The following is a 15,028-nucleotide window of genomic DNA, read 5'->3' as shown; positions in this document are numbered from 1 at the left end:
CGTGGCAAGCGGCTGCATCTTAGGAGATTGCTATATTTGCAGGTGGTTGGTCTTTGAGGACGAAATAGCTTGGACCGGCGACCATATGCGGCACTCTACCTGCAAGGGCAGCCGCACGTTGCGCCAGGAGAATGAGGCTCTACTGCGGGAATTGGAAGAATATCGGCGCTGGAAGAACAATGAAATCAATTTAGGGGAGGCATAACCAGTATGAGCGACAAGACAGGCATTGAATGGGCAGACGCGACCTGGAACCCGGTCACTGGCTGCAGCAAAGTCAGCGAAGGCTGCCGCAATTGCTATGCCAAGACGTTCACGGAGCGCTTCGAGGGTGTAGAGGGGCATTACTTTGAACCCGGCTTTAAGGTGACACTACGGCCAGATAAGCTGGAGCAACCGCTGCGGTGGACGCGGCCCCGGAAGATATTCGTTAACAGCATGTCGGATCTATTTCACCCGGACGTTCCGGACGATTATATTGACCGGGTATTCGCGGTGATGGCGCTATGCCCACATCATACTTTCCAAGTTCTCACCAAACGGCCGGAAAGAATGCGGACATATCTCACGGTCAAGGATCAGGACGAGACAATAGGCCATTTGGCTATGCAGATGTATGAGGAGTTTGGCGGTCATGGGGATTGCAGCCTACCTGCTGGTTTGATCCATGGACCGGGTGTTATCTCGAATCACTCTGTCGCGGCGCACCCGGTAGCCTGGCCGCTCCCGAATGTTTGGTTTGGTGTGAGCGTCGAGAACCAGCAGGCAGCAGATGAGCGCATTCCCCTGCTGCTACAGACTCCGGCGGCCGTCCGGTTCTTGAGCTGCGAGCCTTTGTTGGGGGCGGTTGATCTTAATCACATCACCCTGCAGCTCTCAGATGCACCGGAACGCGGCAAGCCTGCTATAAGTATCAGCGCACTGCGGGGCTGGTATGGAGGGGATGGCGACCCCTCAAGAATAGATTGGGTCATTGTCGGCGGAGAGAGTGGCAGCAAGGCCCGGCCAATGCATCCATGGTGGGTGCAGGAGCTGCGGGACCAGTGCCAGGCTGCAGGTGTCCCGTTCTTCTTCAAACAGTGGGGTGAATGGAAAGAGACTCACGCGCTACGCTGCAATGAGCCCGGAATTAAAGGCAAGCCCTGGTACAACTTCGACCCTGACACATCCGTCTGCCGAATCGGTAAGCAGGCTGCGGGCCGGGAACTGGACGGCAAAACATGGGATCAGTTCCCGGAAGGAGCGCCTACAGATGTGGGTTAAGATCATATTCGCAATCATCGTTATTATCTCATTAATCGGCTCCATTGCTGAAATGGACAGAAATAAAGAAGGCAGCATGCATATGTCTGCTATTTGTATCGCCGGTATTCTCGCGCTGGCCGCAGTTGTCATTTTTTCATAAAACCCAAATTTGAGAGGAGCAATTATAAATGAAAACCAACGTAACCACTAAGATCAAGGATATCAAATTCGGTGCCAAAGAAGACGTTATTACCCTGACCATTGACGGCAATATCACAGATGAGCAGGTGTCCATTCTTCGCAACATCAAAAATACAGGTGTGGCGTTCGTGAGCTTCAGTAGCTCGCAGGCGGATCTGGATGATTACAAGCCGGAGCAGACACACCAGGGCGTTTCTGGCACGATTGATAAGGATGGGACTGCTCATGTGAACTCTGGACAAATGACGCTGGAGGAGGCTGCAGCAGCTGCTGAGAATGGCGGGGACGATCAGGAAGAGCATGACAATCAAGATCCTGAGGACGGCGAGGATTCTGACGAAGAAAAGGACGGCGACGGTTATCCAGGCGACTTAGACGAGGAGAACGGACCGCCAATGGGTGAGGATGCAGACGACCTGCCGTTGTAAGATAGCACACTCCCCGGCTTCTGCCGGGGGAATTCTTTTCACAGATTGAGGTGATACGGTGACACAGATGTCGTTTGAGCTGCCTGAGTTTGACAGGAAAGCAACGCGGTCAGCAGTAGATGCCGCGCTTGAAAAGTACCGAGTATATAAGTCAACGGTGTTTGAGGAAAAGGAAGTTAAAACAACAGCTGAATTGTCTGCTACTCCTAGGAGTAATACGGGCATAACAAGTGACCAGACAGGAAATATAGCTACTTACAATGTTGATGAACCTGCAGCCCGCCGCGCGTATTGCAGAAGGATCGAAGAGGCTGTGAGGTTACTCCCGAAACGCGAACGTATATTGATTACTGAGCGCTACCTTAATACGGATTGTGATTTCGATTATATCGTGTACAATAACGCATTTGAAAGACCAATAAGCGAGGCGACTTACTACCAGCTAAAATGGAAGGCTTTTTATAAATTAGCGCTGAACCTTAATATACAGGTTGTAAATGAAGAAACGGGACTCAGGGGCAACAAAAGGAAAAGGAAGGAATAAGACAACCATTTTCGACAGTATGATTAATTGAGGTGATGGGGATGAATTCGCTTAGCACAGACGACCTCCCTCCAGTTTTAAAGGTGGAGGATATACAGAAATTCTTAGATATTGGCAGAAACCAGGCTTATGATTTATGTAATTCAGGACAGTTTCATGTGGTCAAAATAGGAAGATCGATAAAGATTCCACGGGAGCCATTTGTAAACTGGTTCTTAGGGAGAAATGAAGAGAAGCAGGGCTCATAGCTGCTTCTCTTTTTTATTTAATCTCTATTGGCAATTCTTCATTCACTTCTAAAAGTTTACGGGCTTCCTTATAAAATGCTTTGAAACCAGCTGAGGACACTCGAAATAAACTTGAAGTATGAATATCTACTTCATAAGGTTCATTTAAACCACGGTATCTAACTATTCCCACCTTGTTTATTCCTCCTGATAGTTGAAGGCCGAAACTGTTTGGATGGCACAACTCTGAAAGAGAATCATAATAAGTCCTAAACAGCGGTTCACTAAGTTTTGATAATTCGGAAAATAATTTATCTGCAGCAGTAATCATCGTTAATACATTGACAGGATCAGGTGCATCATCTAATCCTCCTTTAGTCTTGGTTCCTAAAAGCAATCTTGAAAGTGTCAACTCCAAATTCTCAAATGAAATATCTTTATTGTAGTATCCACGAAGATTCTTCAGAAGATAACCTACACCCGCGCTTGTTTCGAAATGAGCCCTTGTACACAGAACTCCTACCAAAACATTGTTATTGTTAATGGAGTCAATTAGTCCATCCAATAGTAATCTTGATCTGTACAAAGACATTTGTAGATAATGAATACCGTTTTGGCCTAATAGTAATTCTGGTCTCTCTGGCAGAGGCTTATGCTTCGAGATGTGATAAGTTTTATGAAAATCCTCAAAATCTAAAATATCCTCAATAATATCCTGTTTATTCAAACTCTCAAACATCTCTATTGCTTTGTCTGACAAGTTCATATTTTTCCTCCCTAGTACACATGTTTAACGTACTTCAATTGTACATCCATGTTCTGAAATATGCATAGAAATATGTTAATTATAAGAAATGGTTGCTTTGAGAAAAATGGTGTTAATATTGGTGCTAAATGTGCAAATATTCAGAGGGACGTACAGGAATTAGACGGGAATATAAGGAGGGAAAACCCAGTACTGACGCCTATTTGAGCCGATTACAGGGGATATAAAAGGAACCGAAAGCATTGGGGAAGATACGGTGTTAATACCATTGAAAGGGAACGAACATCACAGCAAATTTCTCTTGACGCATCGTGAGCGCGAAGTATTCGAGCTTCTTGTGCAGGACAAAACCACACGGGATATTGCCGGATTGTTATTCATCAGTGAAAAAACCGTCCGCAACCACATCTCCAACGTCATGCAAAAACTAAACGTCAAAGGCCGTTCGCAAGCGGTTGTCGAGCTGATCAAGCTTGGGGAGCTGAAGATATAGCTGCCGTGCTACAGAAGCGACGCGTTTACGCCTTCTTTTACCTTTAGGGGTGAGAGGAGGTTTTTTGTTGTGTGGAGTAAGGGGGAATGCGTGATGTCGCTGTCCTATTCTTTTTTTTATGAGTCTAGGAACGCCCCCTATCCCGAATAGAGCAGTGGCCTTCATTGTTTACTTCAATATATCGAAATAATATAATTAATTGTAAATGGAGGGATGTATTAGTGGGGAACAAGTGCGTGAAAATAATTTTTGTATTTGTCATGATATCGAGCATTTTTATGCTATCAGGATTTTCAGCTGAAGTCACAAATGGTTTTACAAAAGGAATGCTAGAAGAAAGGAATAATGTTTATAAAATTAGTGATACAAAAGTACTCATCAAATCCAATAACCAACTTAAGTTAGTGGATCTTGTACAAGGTGAAATCATAAAAGACCTGAAAATAAAACAGATTATTCTAGATGTTCATTCAGTTTTTAAGCCAAACAAAATTATTGTTCTCACTCAAACGGGATTAAACAAAATACAAAAACATGTGTTTAATGAAAATGGTGTTGAGATCAGTTCTTTTGAATATGCTCTGACTGTTCCTAAAGATGTTAAAGTTAAATGGGTAGCCCCAAATAACGCAGTTAACGAGAGATTGATAGTCCAACAAGGAAATCTATTTACCCTCTATCAGGAGTCGAGTAAAATACCTTTGGTAAAGTTTGATGCCAAATTGATGGATCCTAACTATGAATACGTAAATGTAGATGATTGGGAGTATGAGAATTATCCATACCTCGTAATTAAATATAGTGGTCAGAGGATCATGGCTGAAGATTATTTTGTACGTATCATAAACTTGTATACCAAAAAAATAAGCACCATTAATAATTTTGATACCGATTATGACTTCATGATTAAAGATCAGAATAAATTGTTAATATCAACCTACTGGGATTACTCTCAAGTATATCCTGCAAATGCTCCTCACCCTATTTCAACAGATAAGCAAACTTTTTTTTCGCTTTACAAGCTTAATTCTGGGGAAAAAGTAGTGGATTACAGTTCGCTATTTAACGAAGTACTTAATCAAACCTCTGGCTGGGATACACAAGTTGTTGAAGATTATGTTTTTGTTCAGGACTTAGGAAATAACTTATGGAGTCTGTATCAGTCTAATGGAACAGAAATCGCCTTGAAACAAACAGGGTTGAATTCAGGTTCCAAATTTCTCGGCTATAATGCAGCTAATCATATGGGCTACTTCTTAGGCATTGAAGAAGGATTCGTGTTACCCAAAATAATATCATTACAAATAAAATGAATTTTTAGAGATAGACCTTAAAAGTAAATGTCAACGAACACTTGAATAGGGGCAAACGCGGAGGCATTCGTTAAGAAATAACAATCCGTTATAGTGCATTTCAAAATACATCACGAACGTCATGCAAAAACTAAACGTCAAAGGCCGTTCGCAAGCGGTTGTCGAGCTGATCAAGCTTGGGGAGCTGAAAATATAGCTGCCGTGCTACAGAAGCGACGCGTTTACGCCTTCTTTTACCCTTTGGGGTGAGGGGAGGTTTTTTGTTGTGTGGATGTTTTGCAAGGATATGGCTGAGCCTTTCTAAGCAGGGTTCTGAATATATTGACCGCTTAAGTATAAGAAATTAAGCTGCTCAAAAGGCCGGGTATGTATAATATAAAGACTGGGGGTGGACACATTGAATGCGAAAACTAAATATTCGATCCTCTTGCAAGGAACCACTAGCAAAAATGTGAGTAAAACCTGCAAAGAGTTCGGCATTTCCCGGACCATTTATTATCAGTGGCAAAATGCATATAAAAAACAGGGTATGGATGGACTTACAGAGAAAGAAAAAAAACCGGTAATGCCCAATAAAGTGGACAAGCGCACAGAAAGACTGATTTTACAGTATGTTGCCAAGTTTCCTGCAGATGGTCCGAAGCGTATCTATTATGAATTGCAGGACGAGGGGGAGAAGGTAGGCGAATCGGGGATATACAATGTTTTGCGCCGGCACGGACTTAGCAAGAGGGCGCAGCGGGAGGCCTATGCCCAAGAAATCAAGGGGAAGAAATGGCAGAGTGACACAGCTGCTAAAGTTCCAAAGAGCAAGGTAAGAGAAGACCTTTTGGACTATAAAATGAAGGATCCGAACCATGTCCACCCCGGCTATATCTGCCAGCAAAGTATTTATTATATGGGGGAGTTCCCGCAAATCGGAAAAGTATATCAATATGTGATATATGATGTCTACTCAACGATAGGATTAGTCAAGCTCTATAACCGTAAAGCTACTATGCACTTCATTGATTTCATGCATCTGAAGGTTATCCCCTTAATGAAGTCGCTGCATTTTGAGATCGACAATCTGGTGACGCACAAAAGCCGCGAATTCACAACGAACTGGGATAGAGGCAAACATAAATATAGTGACTTTTTACATAAAAACAATATTAATCAAGTAGCTGTTACTGCGAAAAATGCAGAGATATTTCAGCCTTTGCAGCAATTTGTTGCAGTGTTGACGGAGGAATTTTACCAGCAGGCCTGGGGAGATCCTACGATCAATTCCTTTGAAATGCTGGAAAACCGCTTACAAGTGTACTTGAATTATTATAACTTCAACAGAAAGATCACAGACGGTCCTAATAAAGGCAAAATACCATCGGATGCAGCACTTGAATGTACAGGACAGCAGGAGACCTTGCCACTATGGTTATTTACAAGGAGATAACGGAAGATGGACAACATGAAGCGCGAAGACAAAATTTGTATTATCGGTGCAGGGATTTCCGGGGTTTCTGCTGCCTATTATTTGGCTAAAAAGGGCTACACCCATATTACCATCCTTGAAAAATCAGACCGTGTAGGAGGAAAGTGCTTTTCCATTGAGTATAAAGGGAAAACGTATGAAATGGGCGCGCTGTTCGGACTTCCCTCCTATGCCCATACGAAGAACCTGATGATGGAATTTGACCTCATGGACAAAGGGCCTTTACTGGAGCGGGGGTTTTTCAATACGAACGGAAGGCAGACCTCGCAGATTCCTCTGGATCAGGTGCAGGCTTTTGCACAGGAGTTCAAACGGTTGCCGGAGATTTCCAAACGCTACGAGCGTTTAAATGAACCGGGCCTTCTCCATTTGCCGGAGGACCTGTGCCAGCCCTTTTCCTTGTGGTGCGATGAGAACGAGTTATTTGTCATTAAGCAGGTCTATATGCATTACTTCAGTACCTTTGGCTTTGGCAGTATTTATGATGTACCTGCGGCCTATGTTCTGAAATTTCTAAGCTTCGATAACCTGCTCTCCTTTATTGAAGTTACGCATATGATCACCTGGCCCAAAGGGGTTACTGAACTCATTAGACGTATGGCAGACCAGGTAGAGGACCTGCGTCTGACCTGCGAAGTACTCCATATGGACTGCGAACCAAACGGCAAGGTGCGGGTGGAAACCAGTCAGTCTGCGCTTTATTTTGATAAAGTTATTTATACAGCTTCATTGCAGCATATTAGTGAGATCGTTGATTTACCTGCGGCAGATAAGAGGATATTGGAGCTTATTACCTATGAGCGGTTTCGTGTATACGCTTATAGGGTTGAAGGAATCCCTGAGCTTTCAGGTTATATTCCAGGTAATATGCGCCCGGAGTCTAAGGGGCAGATGATGGCCTGGTATTACCGGTGGGCAGATATGGGAACTACGGATTTGATCACTGTTTATGTAGCCGAGAATGAAGAGATGACCGATCAGGAGATGCGTGAGGCTGTGGAAACGAAGCTTAGGGATCTCGGAGGAACCAATATCCGTTTCTATATGATGAAAAGGTGGGAGCATTTTCCCCATGTGGAATCTGCTGCGCTCCGTGCAGGCTTTTATGAACAGCTTGACCTGATGCAGGGGAGAAACCAGATGTATTATGCCGGAGAAATCATGAACTTCCCCACACTTGAGAACTGTATCGTATATACGAAATACCTGGTCGACCGATTTTTTTAACCATAATATTTAATACTGGCCTTGCTCACAAAGCACTTTGTGGGCAAGGTTTTTTTACTTTGGGGATAGGTTTACAACATGTAGTTCTAAAGCTATAGAATCTATTAAAATCATCAGCCCGCGGTAGAACCTTGGGGAATTCCGGGCAAAACCGCAGTGTAAACCTAACATGAAAGGAGACTTGTAAAACGTTGATTTATCAATGTTTTGTAAAGTTTGATGGAACCTGACACTTTGATTATTCTTGAGCTAAGTCACACATTGAATACATAATATAAGGAGGAGTAAATCATGTTTTTATTCGAATCTATTCCCTGGTACTCTGCTCTAATGTGGTTTGTGGTACTTGGAGGATTAATGCTCGTCAATGAAATTGCCCGCAAGAGCAAATGGGTTTCGCTATTATTGTTTTTAGCTGTTCCGATTGTTCTGACCCTCGCGGTCTGGCCGGATACGGCAGGTAAAGGTTCAAGTGTGGGAACGTGGTTTCATTGGGTCAAAGTATACTCTGCGCTGGCCGGTTGTTTAGGCTTCATGGCGATCCGGTTTGTGAAGGGCTGGAGCAGTAATAAATACATATTGATGTTTCCGGCCATCATTCTGGCCGTGAATATTCTGGAAGCAGTTATCCGTGATTTCCAGGTATACAGTTTGGACGGTATGGTTGACGGAGTGATGATGGTGGGTGGTCCCTGGAACATTATGAACGGGATCGCAGGTATTTTGAACATTATTACAATCTCCGGCTGGATGGGCATTGTAATCAGTAAAGACAAGAGCAAGGATATGGTGTGGCCGGATCAGCTCTGGTTCTGGATTATTGCGTATGATCTCTGGAATTTTGCTTATGTATATAATGCGGTCTCTGACCATTCCTTCTATGCAGGTGCCGCACTGCTGATCTCATGCACCATCCCGGCGTTCTTCTTCAAAAAAGGTGCCTGGTTACAGCATCGAGCGCAGACCCTGGCGATTTGGATGATGTTTACGATGTCGTTCCCGACCTTTGTCGGGGAGTCGAAGTTTTCCGTAGAGTCCTCACACAGTGAAACAGCGTTATGGGTTGTGAGTGCGTTGTCCTTGGCTGCTAACATAGCCGTGATTGGTTATCACTTCTATAAAATATTCAAACATAAACGTAATCCGCTTAAAGTGGAGGTATACACAGATTTGGCGGCTTACAAAGCCATCGCAGACATGAATTAAAAGAAATACCTCCCTGCATTATAAGATGTTCCGGGCCAGCCTTGGCCGGAACATCTTTTTTGTTGTGGTTGAGAATGATTATCGATAGAATGGGTATTAGTAAAAATGTAAGCAAGTTTTGCTGGTTTTAGCATGCATAAAGTTTTATGGAAGGTGAAGCGATGGACTTAGAAGAACATATTAGGCTTTGGAATCTGGCCTCGATCAAAATATGGGATGTACGGCATAGGGTGTTGCGCGCCGGCGAACAAGTTAATGCCTATCGATTGCCAGTCAGCGGGTTTTTATATACGATACGGGGAAGTGCGGCAGTTACGCTGGACGGCACCACATACGCAGTTGATAAGATGCAAGTCTTGCATGGAGGTAAGGGAGTATGTTTGGATATTACCCTCACGGATAATCACTTTGAATATTACATAATATTGTATCGGGCTAATCTGTCTTTGTCGGGCAGCCGTGAGATTCAAGCGCTATTAAAGCAGCATGCTCCATTTCATGTCCAATATGCTTTTGTTCCAAGCTATCCCACCGACTTATACGACAAAGTCCAAAAAATAGACCAATATTGGAGGCTGACAGATGAGTTTGCGAAATTCCAGGTAAAAACGCTATTTTACCAATTTATTAACGAATTGATGAGACAGCTAAATATGCAGGATATTCATACAGCCAAGCCCAATCTGGTCGCCCAGGCTGTTCGTTACCTTCATGAAAACTATGCACTACCGATTATGGTCGATCCATTGGCGGAACTTCTGGACTGCAGCGCAGGGCATCTGTCGAGAATCTTTAAGAAAGAGACAGGAAGCAGTCTAATCGCATATTTAACTCAGATTCGAATGAACAAAGCCAAGGAGCTGTTGTTGCGTACGGACGCATCCCTCCAGGAAATTGCCGAAGGTATAGGTATCCCGGATGTTATTTATTTCAACCGTTTATTCAAAAAGCAGGTAGGGGTATCGCCAGGCCGTTTCAAACAGGTGTGCATCAGTCTGCCTGTGAGTCAGGATATTACTATAGGAAGATCAGAATTGTCCATTGTCAGACATAAACTTCGCGCTTATAATCCTACTGATGATGATAATCATTATCAATATAAGCGAGAAGGAGACTTACGTACGCTCATGAAATCGAGACAATCCGTTACGATGCTACTGATACTCAGCCTTACACTATTATTAGCTGCCTGCTCCTCCTCTCAGAATACTTCGCCAGCAAGCGGGAGTGGACAGAACGGCAGTGCGCAACCGACTGCTGTTGCACAATCTACGGATCAGCCTGCATTACAGGAGCGGGTGATTAAGCATGCATGGGGAGAAACTGTCATTAAGGGTGAGCCCAAGCACATTATTTCACTGTTCCCGGCCGCTACGGACTATTTACTTGCTCTCGGCATTGTACCCCAGGCTGCATCGAGTAATGAAGAAGGCAGCGATCAGTTTCCTACCTATCTGTCAGATCAATTGGAAGGGAAAATGAATTTGGGTTGGCAGGTGGATCCGAATTTTGAAAGTATATTAGCGACAGATCCGGATCTTATTATTGGCCAGGACTTCATGGGTGATGCTTACGGAAGTCTCAGTAAAATTGCTCCTACCTTGCTGGCAGAAAAGGTGAAGGACGAGCAAGGCGTTATTCGTATGAAAACGAGCTTGCTAAAAATGGGGGAAATGTTAGGCAGAACGGAACAAGCCAAGCAGGTTATTGAAGAATATGAGAAAAAAGCTGCAGACGCCCGTGAGAAGATCAAACAAGCTATCGGAGATGAGACAGTGATGTTTCTGCGGTTATCCGATAAAGAAGTGCGGTATTACAGTAAACGGAATTATGAGGTTCTTTATGATGATCTCGCCCTTAATCCACCTCCTTCTATACCTGATCCGGCTGAATCGATGCAGATTATCTCGATGGAGTCTTTGCCTTCTATTAATCCGGACCATATTTTCCTCCTGTCATCAGACCCGGAAGAAACAAGTGAGTTGGAGAAAACTGCAGTGTGGAAAGGCCTGAAGGCTGTTAAAAACAACCATGTCTATATGGTTGACTACGGCTTATGGTTCCAAGGCCCGGGCGGTCCGATCGGACAAAGTAAAATGATCGACGAAGCGGTGCATTGGCTCACTCAATAAGGGAATGTGACGGGAGGATCAACCGATATGGTAACATCCGCAATAGAGATGCTAATTCGTGAAAGAAGAACCATTCGTCAGTTCAATGAAAAACTGCTGGCAAAAGAAACGATCGTAAATTTGTTGGAAGCAGCCGTGTGGGCACCGGTACATTCACGTAAGGAGCCGTGGCGATTCATCTTATTTATGGAAGAGGGAAGGAAGAAATTTGCTGATGCGGTCCTGTATACGTTCTCCAAGGACGAGCGGGAGCGCTGGGAAGAGAAGCTGCGGAACGATTATTGCGAGCGTATTCAAGCCCATCTGCTTGTTGTAATTGAAGCCGATCCCAGACAACGGGAATGGGAAGACGCTGTGGGGGCAGGCTCAGCCCTTATTCAGAACGTACAACTGCTGGCATGGGAGCAGGGAATTGGCGTAGTGTGGAAGACGAATGAATATAATTTCGATCCCGATTTCAGCAGACTGACAGGCGTGAGGCCAGGCGAGAGAATCATCGGCACGCTTCATCTTGGTTATTTCGATCAGGATAAGATTCCTAAGCCCCGTCCTCGTACACCCGCACGGGAACTGCTGACCTGTATCTCGTCCCTAGACGGAGAAAAGCAGCAATAGTAATAGATGATTCCAAAAATATTGGAGCCTTTGAGGTTAAATAACCTTGAAGGCTCCATTTTTATTCCCAGTATTTAGAATGGTTGCTATACTAAACATTATACGCATATGAGCGTGAGAAGAAGGCCTTTATTAAATTATGTTCATTGAGTGAGGTGTTCTGTATGGTTACTGTAAAGACTGAAATTATAATAGATGCTCCCATATCTCTTTGTTTTGACTTAGCCAGAGATATCGAATTACATACCCAAACCGTATGGAAACATACCAAGGAAAAGGCAGTGGCAGGCACAATAACCGGGAAGATAAACGAAGGGGACATCGTAACCTTTCAGGCTTCTCACTTTTTAATTAGACAGAAATTAACATCGCGAATTACCGCGTTCAAGAAACCGTATTATTTTGTAGACGAAATGATGCAAGGAGCTTTTAAAAGTTTAAGGCATGAACATAAATTTGAAGAATATAACGGGAAGACCGTAATGACAGATACATTAACATTTACAGCCCCGTTAGGAATTGTGGGATGGATCATCGAAAGAATAATATTAAAAAACTATATGAAGAGATTTTTAGAACATAGAAATAATCAACTAAAGATAATTGCAGAAGAGAGATCCGGAAGAACTTGTTATAGGAGAAATTCAAGTAGGCGTTGACATCGTCTAATAGCATATTCACACTTCGAGTCCGTTGGAACCGTTGCTGAAGCATGGAATTAATAAGGGAGTGAAGATTAATGACCACAAGAAAGCTCATTAATGATTTTGATTTTATTTTGTTTTCTTTAGATCGTAGGTCTAGTTTGCAGTTCACTTTCATTGACATTGAAACTGAAAGATATCCATCAATTTCATTTTTAGTAGATGTCATTGATCATTCATTTACAGGTTCAATTGAAATTTGGATAGAAAAGAATATACTTGAGGAATTTTATGAAAGCCTCAAAGAAACGATGAATAGCAGAGAGGGTAATTTGAGCTTAAGTTCAATGAGTCCTGAAGAATTTAAATTATCAATGATTAGTATTAAAAAAGATTTATTTATAATTAATTACACAATTAAGAGAACGAAGTACTTGAATAATAAATTAAGTGAAACAATATTGAGCGGATCATTTGAATACGACCGGGAATATTTAAATAAATTTGAACAAGATTTGAGAAATATAAAGAAATTATTTAAGTGACCATGATTTGAGGGTATCTCAAGACTCCCTTTGTATAACAGTATATTCACACTGCGGGCCATTCGGCCCTGAGACTGCCAGTAGATAATTCGAGGAAGTGGTATCAGGCAGAGAGCTCCCCGGGTTCGTGAATGCAGGAACGTTATAGGAAACACCCGAATCCAATAAATATGAGGGATGACTATGAGGAAATATGCCATTGTTCAATCTAAAGATAAAGTGAAGAAAATTATGATCTATGAAGCCGATCAAGAAGTTTACCTATTTACATATGAAACCATAGAGGATCTGCCATGTTGCCAAGATTATTGGTTTGAAACCCTAGTAGAAGCTGAAGATTACTGTAAAGAAGTATTTGGAGAAGTTGAGTGGATACGGATTGAAGATCCTAGAGAGGGCGACCAACAAGATTTAATAGGGGTCATCCTATAACATTATATTCACGCGTCGGGCATACGCCCTCTTGATACAGAAGCGATGCGTTATGCCTTCTTTTACCCTTAGAGGTGAGGGAGGTTTTTTGTAGTTTACTCGTCAAAACAATTGAATAGTGCGTTCGATCACCATCTAATTTTTATGACATGATAAATTATAGCTATAAAAGTAATTTAGGAGGATCTGTTATGACTAGGTATGAACAACAAAGGCACTTTCTGAAATCTAATTTTCATGAATTCAAACATATAAAAACAGATAAGATCAAAGGGCTTGCACAACCACCAATTGTTAAAGCCTATGATCCGAAATCGCTAATTATTGCTTTGCCAAAGATCAGCAAAGACGTTGTGTGTAAAGAAAACGTTTTTGATATTATAGATCAGAGAAGAAGTACAAGGTTTTATTCTGAGGAGACTTTAAGTCTGGAGGAGTTATCCTATTTATTATGGGCTACCCAAGGGATTACGGGCATGAATAAGAACGGGCTTACGCTGCGTACGGTACCCTGCAGTGGGGCGACACATACATTTGAAACCTATTTAGTGATTATGCGGGTAGAAGGCATTGAGCAAGGGATCTACAGATACCTTCCTGTAGAGCATAAGCTATTATTTATGTTTGAGTTAGATGAACTTGAACAGAAGGTGGATGCGATTACTTTGGATCAGCCATTTGTCCCTAACTTTGCAAAAAAGGCCTCTGTACTGTTTGCATGGAGCACAACACCTTATCGCTCCGAATGGAAGTATGATATTTCAGCTCATAAAAAAATCCTCATCGATGCTGGACATGTATGTCAAAACCTTTATTTAGCCAGTGAATCTATCGGTGCAGGTGCTTGCGCCATTGGAATCTATGATCAAAAGTTGATTGATGAGATTTTAGAATTAGACGGTGATGATGAATTTGTAATCTATCTCAGTGCGGTTGGGAAGAAACGGGATTAGTTGAGCTGGTCAAGCTTGTTTGATATATATTTCTCAATACAATGACAGCATTATAGATGCCTCCAAAAGCATTGGAGCCCTTGAGGTTAACAACCCTGAGGGCTCCTTTTTAAATTCCATTATTTTGAATGGATGATATACTGGAGGGGGAAATGAGATGTAGTTCCAAGTGAGTATCCATGATGAGAGCCCTTTATTATACAGCTTGAAAAATACACTTCAGAGCATATGGCTAGGGAGCAGAGTATTCCACAAAACAAGTTACTATATGAAGATAAGGATAAGGAGAACTTAACGAGAAAAATTTATATATTTATTCTTGTTAGTATCATTCTACAGGTATCACTAAGTATTATGAATGAGGAACCATTTATGCTTCCGAGTTCGTGAATACAACAGTGTTGAGTTAAAACCGGTAAAAGAAGAATAAAGAAAATTCGAGTAGGGCACTTAAAGATGAGAGGTGAATTCATAATGATCGCAGTCTGGATAACAATAATCGGTGTATTACTTACTTCAATATGGAGTGTAATTGAAGGAATAAAGAATAGATCTAGATTTATGCTTACTGAAAGAATAAAGT

Annotated in this window: 18 protein-coding genes; 17 read left to right on the top strand and 1 reads right to left on the bottom strand. The window is 42.5% G+C overall.

From position 1 onward, the window contains the following. The first annotated feature begins 210 nt into the window (after window positions 1–210). The 5 genes from A3849_RS13945 (at window position 211) to A3849_RS13930 (ending at window position 2,666) form a co-directional block, all read left to right on the top strand. On the top strand, window positions 211–1,263 hold the full coding sequence (locus A3849_RS13945; RefSeq protein WP_074111962.1) for a DUF5131 family protein: 1,053 nt from the start codon (window positions 211–213) through the stop codon (window positions 1,261–1,263). Beyond that, window positions 1,253–1,405, top strand: coding sequence for a hypothetical protein (locus A3849_RS32885; RefSeq protein ID WP_178382691.1), 153 nt, complete (start codon window positions 1,253–1,255; stop codon window positions 1,403–1,405). The genes A3849_RS13945 and A3849_RS32885 overlap by 11 nt, the downstream gene beginning before the upstream one ends. 28 nt (window positions 1,406–1,433) lie before the next feature. After that, a complete protein-coding gene (locus A3849_RS13940; protein WP_074111961.1) occupies window positions 1,434–1,874 on the top strand; it encodes a hypothetical protein in 441 nt (146 codons plus the stop codon). A gap of 67 nt (window positions 1,875–1,941) precedes the next feature. Beyond that, complete coding sequence (locus A3849_RS13935) at window positions 1,942–2,418, top strand: ArpU family phage packaging/lysis transcriptional regulator (protein ID WP_074111960.1); 477 nt, start codon at window positions 1,942–1,944, stop codon at window positions 2,416–2,418. A gap of 35 nt (window positions 2,419–2,453) precedes the next feature. Beyond that, the gene (locus tag A3849_RS13930; protein WP_306010707.1) at window positions 2,454–2,666 is read left to right on the top strand and encodes a helix-turn-helix domain-containing protein; all 213 of its coding nucleotides are present in this window, start codon (window positions 2,454–2,456) and stop codon (window positions 2,664–2,666) included. 13 nt (window positions 2,667–2,679) lie between these two features. On the opposite strand, the gene A3849_RS13925 is transcribed toward A3849_RS13930, so the two are convergent. After that, on the bottom strand, window positions 2,680–3,411 hold the full coding sequence (locus tag A3849_RS13925; protein WP_074111958.1) for a hypothetical protein: 732 nt from the start codon (window positions 3,409–3,411) through the stop codon (window positions 2,680–2,682). 268 nt (window positions 3,412–3,679) lie between these two features. On the opposite strand from A3849_RS13925, the gene A3849_RS13920 reads away from it, so the two are divergent. The 12 genes from A3849_RS13920 (at window position 3,680) to A3849_RS13865 (ending at window position 14,445) form a co-directional block, all read left to right on the top strand. Then, a complete protein-coding gene (locus tag A3849_RS13920; protein ID WP_019908812.1) occupies window positions 3,680–3,904 on the top strand; it encodes a helix-turn-helix domain-containing protein in 225 nt (74 codons plus the stop codon). A gap of 236 nt (window positions 3,905–4,140) precedes the next feature. After that, the gene (locus A3849_RS13915) at window positions 4,141–5,217 is read left to right on the top strand and encodes a hypothetical protein (RefSeq protein ID WP_143191815.1); all 1,077 of its coding nucleotides are present in this window, start codon (window positions 4,141–4,143) and stop codon (window positions 5,215–5,217) included. A 97-nt stretch (window positions 5,218–5,314) separates the two neighbouring features. After that, entirely contained in the window at window positions 5,315–5,413 is a 99-nt protein-coding gene (locus A3849_RS33565; protein WP_372237766.1) for a hypothetical protein, read from the top strand. Window positions 5,414–5,614: 201 nt separating this feature from the next. Then, the gene (locus A3849_RS13905) at window positions 5,615–6,652 is read left to right on the top strand and encodes a helix-turn-helix domain-containing protein (RefSeq protein ID WP_074111956.1); all 1,038 of its coding nucleotides are present in this window, start codon (window positions 5,615–5,617) and stop codon (window positions 6,650–6,652) included. 6 nt (window positions 6,653–6,658) lie between these two features. After that, window positions 6,659–7,918, top strand: a complete 1,260-nt coding sequence (locus A3849_RS13900; protein ID WP_074111955.1) for an FAD-dependent oxidoreductase — start codon at window positions 6,659–6,661, stop codon at window positions 7,916–7,918. A gap of 291 nt (window positions 7,919–8,209) precedes the next feature. Further along, on the top strand, window positions 8,210–9,124 hold the full coding sequence (locus A3849_RS13895; protein WP_074111954.1) for a DUF5692 family protein: 915 nt from the start codon (window positions 8,210–8,212) through the stop codon (window positions 9,122–9,124). Between the two features lie 161 nt (window positions 9,125–9,285). After that, window positions 9,286–11,256 carry an AraC family transcriptional regulator gene (locus A3849_RS13890; protein WP_074111953.1) on the top strand — a complete coding sequence of 657 codons (1,971 nt, stop codon included), beginning with the start codon at window positions 9,286–9,288 and terminating at the stop codon, window positions 11,254–11,256. A gap of 27 nt (window positions 11,257–11,283) precedes the next feature. Further along, complete coding sequence (locus A3849_RS13885; RefSeq protein WP_074111952.1) at window positions 11,284–11,871, top strand: nitroreductase family protein; 588 nt, start codon at window positions 11,284–11,286, stop codon at window positions 11,869–11,871. 164 nt (window positions 11,872–12,035) lie between these two features. Then, window positions 12,036–12,530 carry an SRPBCC family protein gene (locus tag A3849_RS13880; RefSeq protein WP_074111951.1) on the top strand — a complete coding sequence of 165 codons (495 nt, stop codon included), beginning with the start codon at window positions 12,036–12,038 and terminating at the stop codon, window positions 12,528–12,530. A gap of 80 nt (window positions 12,531–12,610) precedes the next feature. Beyond that, complete coding sequence (locus A3849_RS13875) at window positions 12,611–13,060, top strand: hypothetical protein (RefSeq protein WP_074111950.1); 450 nt, start codon at window positions 12,611–12,613, stop codon at window positions 13,058–13,060. Window positions 13,061–13,243: 183 nt separating this feature from the next. Continuing rightward, window positions 13,244–13,492, top strand: coding sequence for a hypothetical protein (locus A3849_RS13870; RefSeq protein ID WP_074111949.1), 249 nt, complete (start codon window positions 13,244–13,246; stop codon window positions 13,490–13,492). A gap of 191 nt (window positions 13,493–13,683) precedes the next feature. Beyond that, a complete protein-coding gene (locus tag A3849_RS13865; protein ID WP_074111948.1) occupies window positions 13,684–14,445 on the top strand; it encodes a SagB/ThcOx family dehydrogenase in 762 nt (253 codons plus the stop codon). The last annotated feature ends 583 nt before the right edge of the window (window positions 14,446–15,028 follow it).

The organism is Paenibacillus sp. P46E (genome assembly GCF_001909095.1).
GTDB lineage: Bacteria > Bacillota > Bacilli > Paenibacillales > Paenibacillaceae > Paenibacillus_AQ > Paenibacillus_AQ helianthi.
This window is presented reverse-complemented; position numbering and strand designations above follow the sequence as displayed.